Annotated in this window: 12 protein-coding genes; all 12 read left to right on the forward strand. The window is 42.4% G+C overall.

The genetic code is table 11. The features are described 5' to 3' along the window. Positions 1-512 precede the first annotated feature (512 nt). A complete protein-coding gene (locus A3756_RS12495) occupies positions 513-911 on the forward strand; it encodes a nucleotidyltransferase domain-containing protein (protein WP_068553602.1) in 399 nt (132 codons plus the stop codon). Further along, entirely contained in the window at positions 904-1,305 is a 402-nt protein-coding gene (locus A3756_RS12500; protein ID WP_068553603.1) for a DUF86 domain-containing protein, read from the forward strand. The genes A3756_RS12495 and A3756_RS12500 overlap by 8 nt, the downstream gene beginning before the upstream one ends. Before the next feature lie 650 nt (positions 1,306-1,955). After that, complete coding sequence (locus tag A3756_RS12505; RefSeq protein WP_068553604.1) at positions 1,956-4,424, forward strand: SLBB domain-containing protein; 2,469 nt, start codon at positions 1,956-1,958, stop codon at positions 4,422-4,424. Continuing rightward, positions 4,425-5,063, forward strand: a complete 639-nt coding sequence (gene cysC, locus A3756_RS12510; RefSeq protein ID WP_068553605.1) for an adenylyl-sulfate kinase — start codon at positions 4,425-4,427, stop codon at positions 5,061-5,063. It begins immediately after the preceding gene. A gap of 6 nt (positions 5,064-5,069) precedes the next feature. Beyond that, positions 5,070-6,023, forward strand: coding sequence for a Wzz/FepE/Etk N-terminal domain-containing protein (locus A3756_RS12515; RefSeq protein ID WP_068553612.1), 954 nt, complete (start codon positions 5,070-5,072; stop codon positions 6,021-6,023). Between the two features lie 110 nt (positions 6,024-6,133). Further along, the gene (locus A3756_RS12520) at positions 6,134-7,261 is read left to right on the forward strand and encodes a DegT/DnrJ/EryC1/StrS aminotransferase family protein (RefSeq protein ID WP_068553606.1); all 1,128 of its coding nucleotides are present in this window, start codon (positions 6,134-6,136) and stop codon (positions 7,259-7,261) included. Positions 7,262-7,305: 44 nt separating this feature from the next. Beyond that, complete coding sequence (locus A3756_RS12525) at positions 7,306-8,268, forward strand: glycosyltransferase family 2 protein (protein WP_082865239.1); 963 nt, start codon at positions 7,306-7,308, stop codon at positions 8,266-8,268. Between the two features lie 57 nt (positions 8,269-8,325). Continuing rightward, positions 8,326-9,339 (forward strand): polysaccharide biosynthesis protein, encoded by a 1,014-nt coding sequence (locus tag A3756_RS12530; protein WP_068553608.1) that lies wholly within the window; start codon positions 8,326-8,328, stop codon positions 9,337-9,339. Positions 9,340-9,358: 19 nt separating this feature from the next. Continuing rightward, the gene (locus tag A3756_RS12535) at positions 9,359-10,465 is read left to right on the forward strand and encodes an NAD-dependent epimerase/dehydratase family protein (protein ID WP_068553609.1); all 1,107 of its coding nucleotides are present in this window, start codon (positions 9,359-9,361) and stop codon (positions 10,463-10,465) included. A 9-nt stretch (positions 10,466-10,474) separates the two neighbouring features. Further along, entirely contained in the window at positions 10,475-11,605 is a 1,131-nt protein-coding gene (wecB, locus tag A3756_RS12540) for a non-hydrolyzing UDP-N-acetylglucosamine 2-epimerase (protein WP_068553610.1), read from the forward strand. Further along, entirely contained in the window at positions 11,595-12,788 is a 1,194-nt protein-coding gene (locus A3756_RS12545) for a glycosyltransferase (RefSeq protein WP_068553611.1), read from the forward strand. The genes wecB and A3756_RS12545 overlap by 11 nt, the downstream gene beginning before the upstream one ends. Positions 12,789-12,792: 4 nt before the next feature. Further along, the coding region (locus A3756_RS12550; RefSeq protein WP_197481292.1) for a glycosyltransferase at positions 12,793-13,155 on the forward strand (363 nt) is incomplete at its 3' end.

Consider the following 13,155-nt stretch of genomic DNA (forward strand, 5'->3'; position numbering starts at 1 on the left):
GATAAGCAGGCTCAATCACTTTTAAGTCTTTAAGGTCAAAATACTAAAGACGATTCACCACAGAGAGCACAGAGCGGCCTACGGTCTACACAGAGAAAAGATAAAAAGCTTTTTAGTATTTCTTAATCACTTCCTCGGTGCAGCGAAGCGCTCGGTGTCCTCGGTGGTTCAAGTGTTTGTTCCTTAAAGATCAAAACATAAAAGATGATTTGCCACCGAGAGCACAGAGAGGCCTGCGGCCTACACAGAGAAAAGATCAAAGCTTTTTTTAGATGTGTCTCAATTCCTTCCTCTGTGCAGCGAAGCGCCCGGTGCCCTCTGTGGTTCAAATGTTTGTCCCTTAAAGATCAAAACACAAAAGCAGGTTCACCACAGAGTGCACAGAAAGGCCTGCGGCCTACACAGAGAAATAAAAATATCAAAGCCGTCATAAGCAAGATCCTATCACTCGTGTTATTCTGTCTATTATCTAGATCATAAAATGACAAAGCCACTGAAACGGTTTAAGCGATATGGAAAACTCCGAGCTGGTTTCTCTAATAAAAAAACATCTACCAAGTGTTAAATTGATTTACCTCTTTGGCTCAAGAGCTACTAATGAAGCTCGACCTTCGAGTGACTGGGATATCGCAGTCATGGCAGAGAAAAAAATACCCGTATCTACCTTATGGGAGCTTAAAGAGCTCCTGGCAAATACCTGTTGTGCAGAAGTTGATTTGATTGACTTGCTTCAATCGACCACGGTTTTGAATGTGCAAATTATAGAGCGAGGTCAGTTGCTGTATGATGCTTGTGACGCTGCGATGCCTTTCGAAACGCGTGTTCTCAGCATGTATGGCCGTTTACAAGAGGGGCGTGAAGCGATTATGGCTGACTTTGTCGCTCAGCTTAAAGGAATGAAGCATGGATGATGTCATACTGAATAAACTCGCAACAATAAAACGGTGTTTGCAGCGAGTTCGCGAGGAATTTACTAGCGAGGCAGAGTTTAAACAAAATTACACCAAACAAGATTCTGTCTTATTGAATATTCAAAGAGCGTGTGAGGCCTCAATTGATATAGCAAATTATCTAATTCGCGTGCACCGGCTGGGAATACCTCAGTCGGCACGTGATAGTTTCGATATTCTAGCAGGGGCAAAATTGATTACGGTCGACATCTCTGGCGCGATGAAGCGAATGGTTGGCTTAAGAAATATTGCAGTGCATGATTACCAAACGCTCGATTTAGATATTGTGATTTCAGTAATTGAAAAGCACTTGTCAGATTTCGAAGGTTTTAGTGCAGAAGTTATTTCGGAGTAGTGAGAAGTAGCCCTTAAAGATCAAAACGCAAAAGCAGATTCACCACAGAGGGCACAGAGAGGCCTGCGGCCTACACCGAGAAAAGATAATAGCTTTTTAGTGTGTCTCAATCTCTTCCTCTGTGCAGCGAAGCGCTCGGTGTCCTCGGTGGTTCAAGTGTTTGTTTCTTAAAGATCAAAACATAAAAGACGGTTCACCACAGAGGGCACAGAGCGGCCTACGGCCTACACAGAGAAAAGATTAAAGCTTTCATTTAGATGTGTCTCAATCCCTTCCTCTGTGCAGCGAAGCGCCCGGTGTCCTCGGTGGTTCATCGGTTTATCCCTTAAAGATTAAGACATAAAAGCTGATTCACCACCGAGAACACAGAGCGGCCTGTGGCCTGCACCGAGAAAAGATAATAGCTTTCTTTAGATGTGTCTCAATCTCTTCCTCTGTGTAGCGAAGCGCTCGGTGTCCTCGGTGGTTCAAATGTTTATTTCTTAGGGTTCCAAGGAATGACAAACATCAAATAATGTAAACAAATGTTAAAATAGACCACTCCACCAACTAGTAAGCCCCTCCTTTAAATGCTAAATTAGCGCCCATTAAGATGATCGTCATGCATGGTCATCACAGTGAAGTACTCTCTAATAATGATGGAATCAGGAATGATCGATACACTCTCTCGCCTAAGGCTCACTGGGCGTGCATTTCTTTTTGTAATAGCAGCTTTATTCTCGCTTCAATCTATTGCCCTACAGCCTACACCGGCGCAGCTCGAACAGTTTAAGGGTCTACCTGCAGCTGAGCAGGCTCGTTTAGCCAAGCAGTTTGGTGTGGATATTCCCAATGTAAATGCTGCGCAAACGCCTGTGGTTGCACAAACTAACAGCGTCATGCCAGTGGCTCAGCAGCAAGTAGCTGAGTCTGTGGGCGGAGAGATTAACACCAATACTGAAATGGAAGAAGGCAAACTGCCTGCTTTCGGCTACGACCTATTCGCCGGCCAGCCAACGACCTTTGCACCTATTACCGATATCCCTGTTTCATCTGATTATGTATTAGGCCCGGGTGATTCACTAAAAGTGAATCTCTATGGTAAAGAAAGCCAATTCTTCGAATTGGTCGTTGATCAGGAGGGGCAGGTTTATATCCCTGACTTAGGCCCAATGAGTTTAGCTGGCCTAGACTTCTCTGAAGCCAAAGAAAAAATAAAAAAGACGATTGATCAAAAGATGATTGGTGTTAAAGCCAGTGTTTCGATGGGAAGCTTGCGTTCGATTCGGGTCTTTGTATTGGGTGAAGCTCGTGTACCGGGTTCCTATGTGATTAGCTCTCTCTCGACCATGACCAATGCGCTAGTGTTGAGTGGTGGTGTTTCAGAGTTGGGTTCACTGCGTAATATTCAGTTAAAACGCAAAGGTAAGCTTGTTCAATCGCTCGACGTATATGACTTGCTGCTAAAAGGCGACACCTCTGGTGATGCACAGCTCAAATCTGGTGATGTGGTATTTATTCCAGCTGTTGGCCCTCAAGTATCAATAAAGGGCCAAATTAAACGCCCAGCATATTATGAGCTTAAAGGTAGTGGCTCCGTTTCTGATCTTCTCTCATATTCCGGTGGTATGTTGGCTTCAGCTTACCCTCAAGGCGCGACGCTTGAACGGGTTAATGAGCAAAATGAACGTGAGTTCCTGAATTTAGACTTATCATTAAATGCTGATATAAACCGCACTTTAAAAAATGGTGACCAGATTACCTTACCTAAAATTCTGCCGAAGGTAGAAAATGTAATTAAAGTGGCTGGCCATGTAGAGCGTGCCGAAACGCGCCGTTGGACGCCCGGTTTACGAGTGAGTGATATCATTCAAAGTATTGAATACTTAAAGCCGGAGCCAGACCTAAATTATGCGTTAATCAAACGCTATTCAAAACCTGAGCGAACATTAAGTGTTCACTCTTTTAGAATCGCAGATGCATTGAAATCTCAGCAAAGCGAAGCAGATCCAGTGCTACAAGACCTAGATGAGCTAGTGTTCTTTGGCCTATATGGTGATCGCTCTGAAGAAGTTGTTAAGTTAGTGGAAGAACTGCGTCAGCAAGCAAGTATTTCTACTCCTTCAAAAGAAGTATCTATCGGTGGCAACGTTCGTTACCCAGGTGTTTATCCCTTAGTTGAAAATATGACTGTCGAGAACTTGCTTTCTGCCGCTGGTGGCCTGACAGAAAAAGCTTACCTATCAAGCGCTGAATTGAACAGAACAACCATTAATGAGCAGCAAGATAGAGTACAAGATAGAAGAGTTATTCAACTTTCTGATGCGAGTGCCATATCAAGCAAGCTTCAGGCAAGAGATGTACTAACCGTTAAAGCAATTCCAGAATGGGCAGAGACTAAACAAATTACCTTACGTGGCGAAGTGAAGTTCCCAGGTGTTTACCCCTTCCATAAAAACGACACCTTGGCAGACGTAATTGAACGTGCTGGCGGTTTGACTGAATATGCTTATGCACCTGGAGCAATGTTTACACGAGAAGACTTAAAGGCTCAGCAGGCCCAGCAGCTAAGAGAAATGCAAGCGCGATTAGAGGCTGATATAGCCAAAGCCGAAGTGGTTGCAGCAAATCAAACAACGCTTGATGCAAGTAAAGCTCAGGGTTTAGGAGAGGCTCAGGGTTTATTGGATAAACTCAAGACTACTCCTGCCCTAGGTCGTCTAGTTATTGATCTAGAGAAGGTTATAGCAGGGCAAGACGCTTACTCAATATCTCTTAAGGATGGAGATGAACTATTCATCCCCGAGAGAAAGAGCTCCGTGACAGTCATTGGTGAAGTCCAGCTTCCTGTATCTCAACTCTTCGAACAAGAGCTGGATTACTGGGATTATATCGAGCGTAGCGGTGGCCTAACAGATAAAGCAGATGATGAACGTATCTACATTATTAAAGCGAATGGCGGGGTTCAGATGCCTGACTCGTCTAGTTGGTTTGCAAGTAATGATGCTCAGCTTGCGCCGGGCGACACAGTTGTCGTGCCGCTAGATGCAGATAAGGTTGATCAGGTTATTTTGTGGCGTGATATGAGTCAGATCTTTTATCAGATTGCGTTGGGTGCGGCTGCTGTGGGGAGTTTATAAATGTCTGGAAATAATGTTGTATGGCACGATCAGGCGGTAGCAAAAGATGAACGCTCTGAATTAAAGAAACAAAAACCTTGTTTAATTTGGTTTACAGGTCTGAGTGGGGCCGGTAAGTCTACTGTGGCAAATGCCCTTGATCGATGGCTTCATGATAATGGCTACCATACTTATCTGCTTGATGGAGATAATGTCCGTCACGGCTTAAATAAAGACTTGGGCTTTTCTGATGAAGACAGAGTGGAAAATATTCGGAGAGTTGGAGAAGTTTCTGGGTTGTTTGTTGACGCGGGAATAATTACTTTGAGTGCGTTTATTTCTCCATTTCGAAGTGAACGACGCATGGTTCGTGATATGTTTTGTCACGGAGAGTTTATCGAAGTATTTGTTAACACTCCGTTGGATGTATGTGAAGACCGTGACCCTAAAGGTTTGTATAAAAAAGCAAGAACCGGTGAAATCAAAAACTTTACCGGTATAAGCTCAGATTACGAAAACCCCGAGAAACCTGAAATTGTAGTTGATACAGCGACGACCTCCGTAGATGTATGTGTTGATAAGATTGTTCAATATTTGTGTTCTAACGCAGTAATTCCTGCTTATTCACTAAAAGAAGATAATACAGCTCAGGTGTCTTAAGTGGAAATGGATAATAAAGAATATGATCAAACTGGACCGAAAATGGAAGAACAGGTTGATTTACGAGTCCTGTTTAGAGTTTTATTTCAGAAAAAGTTGATAGTGATATTGATCACACTGTTATTTGCGATTGGCTCTGTTCTCTATGCTTTAAGTGTCAAAAATGAATATCGCGCTTCGGCAGTGTTGGTTCCTGTTTCAAATGGCGGGGATGGTGGCGGACTCTCCAGATTAGCAGGCCAGTTTGGCGGCTTGGCATCTCTAGCAGGAATGAGCATCGGGGGTAGTAGTGGTGTTAGTAAATCTGTAACCGCTATTGAAGTGATGCGAACCTGGGGATTTGCTGAGCGATTTATTGCTACACACGGTTTGGAGGTGGAAGCTTTTGCTGCTACCGATTGGAAGAAGTCTACTAGAAAGCTAGTTATCGACCCGGAACTCTATGACCTCGAAAAGGAAGAATGGGTGCGGTCTAAACTCGATGCGAATCTACCCGATGAACCTACCAGCTGGGAGCTTTACGTAGCGCTTTCAAACAGAATCTTCGTGAGCCAAGATAGCAAGACCGGAATAGTTAGAATTGAAGCCGAGCACTACTCCCCAGATGTTGCTAAAAGATGGGTAGACTTACTTGTTAAAGAAATAAACAGCTACATGAAATTGCGTGATCGTGAAGATGCACAGAATAGCATAGCGTATTTGAAACAGCAGATTAACAAAACATCTATCGCGGAAATGCGCAGTATTTTTTATGAATTGATTGAAGAGCAAACTAAGAAGCTTATGCTAGCTGAGGTTAGCGAGGAATATGTATTTAAAACAATTTCTGAAGCAAAAGTACCTGAACAGCGTATTAGGCCCAAAAGAGCGTTGATTGTCATTATGGGAACGTTTTTGGGTCTTATATTAGCTTGTACTTTTGTGTTGATAAGGCATTACCCTCCAGCAGTTCGTAGATAGTATTTTTGGCTACGTTTCGTTTGTTGTTTTTTCGGTTGTAGAGTTTATTTAACAATAGTTTGGCGAGTAGCAACGCCTGGTTAACGTGGCGGTGTTCCAGAGGAATATATATGGCAATTCAGTTATTTACCCCAAATTTTCGAGTCGATGAATGCTTGGAAGAGGTTCGCGAGTGTTTAGAAAAAGGGTGGACAGGTCTAGGTTTTAAAACCAACGAAATTGAAGAACGCTGGAAAGAGTACACAGCGTTGCCAAATGCCCACTTTCTATCTTCAGCTACAGTCGGTTTGCATTTGGCGTTAGAGGTAATGAAAACCGACCTTGGGTGGGATGATGAGGATGAAGTGATATCTACGCCATTGACCTTTGTGTCGACTAACCACGCGATCAAATACTGTAACATGAAACCTGTATTTGCAGACGTTGATGAATATCTGTGCCTTGACCCTGAGAGTGTTCGTAAGCAAATTACGCCTAAAACACGAGCGGTAATCTTTGTTGGTATCGGCGGTAACGTCGGGCGTTACGAAGAGGTAAAGCAAATCTGTAAAGAAAATAATTTGAAGCTAGTGCTTGATGCTGCGCATATGGCGGGTTCTCGATTAAGAGGTAAGCATGTAGGTTTTGATGCTGACGTAACAGTATTTAGCTTTCAAGCAGTTAAAAATATGCCAACTGCAGATTCAGGAATGATCTGTTTTAAGGAAGAAAAGTACGACCAGAAAGCTCGTAAATTGTCTTGGTTAGGTATTGATAAAGATACTTTTGCTCGTTCATCCAATAAAGGTGCATATAAGTGGCGTTATGATGTTCAGGATGTTGGCTATAAGTACCATGGTAATTCCATAATGGCAGGCTTAGCGCTGGTTGCTCTGAAGTACCTAGATCGAGACAATGCGTACAGAAGACAACTGGCGACTTGGTATAAGGAGTATCTAAGTGATCAGGAGGGGGTTAATGTTGTCCCTGATGCTCCGAATAGCGAGTCCTCTCATCACCTGCTTCAGGTAAGGGTAGAGAATCGAGACCAAGTCTTGGCAGCGTTAAACGAACGAGATATTTATCCAGGCGTTCACTACGCAGACAATACTGAGTATAAACCGTATGCGCAGTCAGGTGACCTGTGCCCTAAGGCGCGTCAAGCTAGTAACGAAATTATATCACTGCCAATGCATATGGGATTGTCCAAAGCGGATGTACAAATAGTATCTAATGCGTTGCTAGAGATAGTATCGTAGAAATAAGTTTCTAGATTAAGTATACAGGGTCTCTAAAGAAGATAATGATGGATCAAGGTCAAAGCAAAGTATTTGTGGTTGTTGTGAATTTCAATCAAGACCAGTACACAGTAGATTGTATTAACTCCTTGTTGGAGTCTGATTATGAAAATTTCCAAATTTGCTTAATAGATAATGGTTCCAGAGATGACGTTCGACAAAAGCTCGAAGAGAATCTACCAGAAAGCGATAAACTTCTTTTTCATCCCTTGCCTGAAAACCTTGGTTATGTGGGCGGTATTAATTACGGGTTAAAAGAGGGAAAAAAGGCAGCTGCTGATTATTTCTTAATAATGAATAACGACACCTTGATTGCAAATCAGTCAATTACTGAGTTAGTCGATTGCGCGAAGCGTCATAATGATTTAGCGATAGTGTCGGGGAAAGTATACAACTACGGTGAAAATGACTCGCTTCAATATGTTGGGCAAGCAAAAGACCCGAATAATGGTTTGAATCAGGTGTCGTTAGTTAAAGGCAAGCGCGAGAAAGATGTCGGCCAGTATGAAAAAGAGATGGAAATGGGCATGCTTGATGATATTTTCTGGCTATTCCATAAAGACCTATATATAAAAAATGGCGGCTACTCAGAGTACTTTTTTCTTTATGGAGAGCAAAATGACTATGCATTTCGCGCTCTCAAATCGGGCTACAAATTGATATACACGCCAAAAGCGAGTCTTTGGCATAAGGGTGGCGTATCAACGTGTGGTGGAGATAAAGCGTCCCCGCGAATAGAATACTGGACAACAATGGCAACCTTGAAATTGGCGGTTCTGCATTTAAGTGAAGAAGACGCTAAGAGGTTTTGTAACTACTGGCCAAAAAGAAAATTGTTAAAGATACTTTTTTTGATGATGAAGGGGCAGTTGACGTGGCAGCATTTTAAGTCTGTACATACTGCATACAAAAACTTCAAACATTGGAACAGAGTGCGTTATGTAGATAACGGGTATAACCCTTTTTAGACGCTGATTGAGCACTATCAAAATAGGCACTAACAAGAGATCAGCAAAGGATATTTGATGTATAAGAACAAAACGTTTCTAGTCACGGGCGGTACAGGCTCTTTTGGTAAAACGGTTACCAATTATTTGCTTAAGCAAGATTGTAAAGAAGTAAGAGTGTTTAGCCGAGACGAAGCAAAGCAGGATTTAATGCGCACCGAATACATGAATGATGCGCGTGTGAAGTTTTATATTGGCGATGTGCGCGATTATGACTCAGTTTATAATGCGTTAAATACAGTCGACTACGTTTTTCATGCAGCGGCCCTTAAACAGGTTCCATCGTGTGAATTCTTTCCGATGCAAGCTGTCATGACGAATATCACAGGTAGTGATAATGTAATTAAAGCAGCAATTGCTAATAAAGTTAGCAAAGTGGTATGTCTAAGCACCGATAAAGCCGTGTACCCAGTAAATGCGATGGGTATGAGTAAGGCGATGATGGAAAAAGTAGCACAGTCTTACGCCCGCACCTCATCTGATACTACGATTACCTGCGTTCGTTACGGAAACGTGATGTACTCTCGTGGCTCCGTTATTCCTCGCTTTATTGAGCAGATCAAAGCTGGAAAACCTATCACAATTACAGACGGGGCCATGACAAGATTTCTAATGGCCCTGAGTGAAGCGGTAGGCTTGGTTGATTATGCGTTTTCTCATGGACGGCAGGGTGATATTTTTATTAAGAAAGCACCTGCATGTACAGTTGATGATCTGGCAATTGCCTTGATGGAACTTTTTGATTCCAAGGTTGATATTAAAGTGATCGGCACTCGGCATGGCGAAAAACTATACGAGACACTCGCTTCAGTCGAAGAGTTATCGCGAGCAGAAGATTTGGGCGATTACTTCAGGGTTTCAATGGATGATCGTGACCTCAACTATGAAAAATACTTCACTCAAGGGAATGAAGAAGAGTCTAGTCTTGATGATTACCACTCTCATAACACCGAACGCCTTGACGTCTCGCAAGTTAAAGAAGTTTTGTTATCTCTTAAGGAAGTGAGAGAGCAGCTGAATATTCAGGATTAGACAAGTTAAATTCTATATTATGAAAATATTAATTACAGGTTCGGAAGGGTTTNTTGCTAAAAACCTCCAGGTTCGATGCAAGGAAGAAGGTATTGAGTATGTTACTTATTCAAAAGAGAATTCTGTCGAAGAGTTAACCGCGCAATTAAATGAAGTGGACTTTGTTGTTCATCTAGCCGGGGTTAACAGACCCAAAGATGAGTCAGAATTTAACACGGGCAATGCTGGCTTAACTGAGCTTATCGCTAATACACTTAAAGAGTGTGGCAACAAAGCCCCTGTACTGTTTTCATCCTCTATTCAAGCAGATCGAGACAACCCATATGGGCAGAGTAAGTTAAGCGCTGAGAAGTCCCTCCAAGGTTTGCTAGAGGCAGCAGGAAATCCTATTTATAATTATCGCTTGCCGAATGTGTTTGGCAAATGGTCCAGGCCCAACTATAACTCAGTGGTCTCAACTTTTTGTCATAACATTGCAAATGATATTCCTGTTCGTATTGATAACCCAGACTCTCCAGTTAGTTTGGTTTATATTGATGACGTAGTTAATGGCTTTATTGATACCATCAAGTCAGAGCATAGAAGTGAATATCACCTTCCAGAAATAAGCCCTGTTTATGAAACAAGTGTTGGGCAGTTGGCAGAGCAGTTGAGACAGTTTAAAAATATGCGACAGACAGGTGTGGCAGAACCCGTCGGTACTGGGTTTGTGAGAGCGCTCTATTCAACATACATAAGTTACTATACCCCACAACAGTTTTCTTACGAACTGGTGAAGCATGAAGACCCAAGAGGGGTCTTTGTAGAAATGCTTAAAACCAAGGATTCAGGTCAGTTCTCGTTTTTTTCTGCTCACCCCGGCATCACTCGAGGCGAGCATTATCACCACACCAAAAACGAAAAATTTCTCGTGTTGAAGGGGCGTGCCCAGTTTGGGTTCAAGCATATTGTGACAGGTGAGACCTTTACTATTGAAACCTCAGGAGAGCACCCAGAAGTGGTAGAAACAGTGCCTGGTTGGTCTCATAACATTACGAATATTGGCGATGACGAAATGTATGTCATGCTATGGGCAAATGAGATATTTAATAGAGACCTGCCCGACACGATTGGGTACAAGGTATAGGTATTGATAGTGAAAAAGCTAAAGATAGTTACGGTAGTCGGTACACGACCAGAAATCATTCGTTTGTCCAGAGTTTTGGCAAAGCTTGACGCTTACTGTGAGCATATTTTTGTTCATACTGGTCAAAACTATGACTATGAGTTGAATGAAGTATTTTTTGATGACCTGGGTGTTAGAAAGCCTGACTACTTTTTAAATGCGGCAGGAAAGAATGCCGCAGAAACAATTGGTCAGGTAATCATCAAGGTAGATGAGGTGTTGGAGCAAGTTCAACCAGAAGCGATTCTTATCTTAGGGGACACCAATTCATGTTTAGCGTCTTTGCCTGCCAAACGCCGTAAGATTCCGATATTTCACATGGAAGCTGGCAACAGATGTTTTGACCAGCGTGTACCTGAAGAGACGAACCGAAAAATTGTTGATCATATCTCAGATATTAATTTGACATATAGCACAATCGCCCGAGACTACTTACTTTCTGAAGGCATACCGGCTGATAGGGTCATCAAAACTGGCAGCCCAATGTTTGAAGTGTTGAACCATTATATGGATCAAATTGACGAGGCAGATGTACTCGAGCGTTTTGGCTTAGAAGCCGAGAAATATTTTTTAGTGAGTGCGCATAGAGAAGAAAACGTTGATACGCCAAAGCAGTTACGTGCTTTGGCTGAGACTTTGAATACCGTTGCACAAACCTACCAGTTGCCAGTCTTTATTTCGACTCATCCTCGTACGCGAAAACGCATCGAAGAGCAAGGTATTGAGTTTCATGAGCTTGTCCAGCTTCAGAAACCTTTAGGTTTCCATGATTATAATAAACTCCAAAAAAGTGCCAAGGTGGTGTTGTCCGACAGTGGCACTATTACTGAAGAATCGTCCATTCTAAATTTTCCTGCTCTCAATATTAGAGAAGCTCACGAGCGGCCAGAAGGGTTTGAAGAAGCTTCTGTGATGATGGTTGGTTTAGGTGTTGAGCGTGTTATGCAGGCTTTGGAAGTGCTTGAGTCTCAACCGGGTGGTGAAGAGCGCTTATTGCGTCCGGTTTATGATTACAGTATGCCGAATGTATCGGACAAAGTGGTGCGTATCATTCTAAGTTATACCGACTATGTAAACCGGGTCGTTTGGCGTGAGTACTAAACAAAAAACAGTCATCTATGTCGGCCCATTTGCATTTCCTAACGGTGGGGCGGCAGCCAGGCGCATACTGGGTATTTCCAAATCGTTACAGGCAAATGGATATAAGGTAAAGGTTGCGAGTGGCCAGCAGCCCAGTGAAGACGGCAGCTCTTTCGATTATGAAGGAATTGAGGTTCACTCTCTAAATGAAAGAACGGCTGAAGCTTATCCGAAGCTGCTGAAGTACTTGGCTTACTTAACGATAGGTAAAAAAACGCTTGCTTGGTTAGATGTGTTAGACGAAAAACCTGATGCAATTATTTTATATAGTGGTTACTCGCCTTACTTTCTTAAATTACTTCCTTGGTGTAGGCGTAATAACATCCCCTTGATTTTTGACGCAGTTGAGTGGTACGACCCTCCCAGTAGGTTGCATGGCATCCTAAATCCGTATTATTGGAATATCGAACTTGCGATGCATGTGTTAAGCCCTAAATGCGGTAATATCATTGCTATTAGCCGCTATCTGGATGAGTACTATCAATCAAAAGGATGTAACACTGTTAGAGTCCCCCCAACACTAGACACCTCAAGCACAGAAGCTCGTTTAAGGTCTGGTGAGTCTGAAAAAATATCTCTTAGCTATACTGGTAGCCCTGGCCATAAAGATTTTTTAGATAATGTTCTGGAAGCTTTGTTACAACTAGACCAAAACGGTGAAAAATTTTTACTCCATATTGCTGGCATTACGAATGCACAATTGCTGACTTTTCCGGCACTACAAAAAAGAGGGCTTCAGCAGATACCTGAGTGCTTGAAGTGCTATGGTGTTGTTCCTCAAGCCCAAGCGATAAGTATCGTAAGAAATGCTGACTTTAGTGTTTTATTACGCCCAAATAAACGCTATGCCAACGCAGGCTTTCCTACCAAGTTTGTAGAGAGCTTTTCGGTAGGGACACCCGTTATTGCAAATCATACGAGCGACTTAGTTGAATACTTAAAGGATCTGAAAACAGGTATTGTTTGCGAAGATGAGACTGTGGCTAGTATGTTGTGTGGTCTTAACAGAATCAGTGCTTTGGACCAGATTTTTTTGGCTGAAATGAGAAACAATGCTTGGAAGGCTGCTAAAACATACTTTTCTATTGAAAGTACTTCCAAAGATATCGGTAATTTTGTGCTGAACGTAAATAATGTTGAATAGATCTATGAGTAAAAGTTTACAAAGTAAGCCCAGAATAGCTATGGATATTTCTACTTTAGGGAAGGGGGGGGGGCCTTATACGAGTACAAAAAGAATTATGGGCTCGTCTCTTTCTGACGAGTTTTCGTTCCATGAAATAGTGTATGACCCAGAAATAGGTAAAGGAATAAGTTTTAAAAGAATTCTTGATATTAGACGTCAGATACTTGATATCAATCCTGATATCGTTCACTTCACTGGACTACAACTATCAGGGTTTCATATGGCTGTAGCTTGCCACCTAGCGGGAGTGCATAAAACAGTAGTGACTATTCGAGGCTCTTCAACCGATGCGATTGAGTTTTCACCTATAAAACGTTTTATGCTT

Source organism: Oleiphilus sp. HI0086 (genome assembly GCF_001635225.1).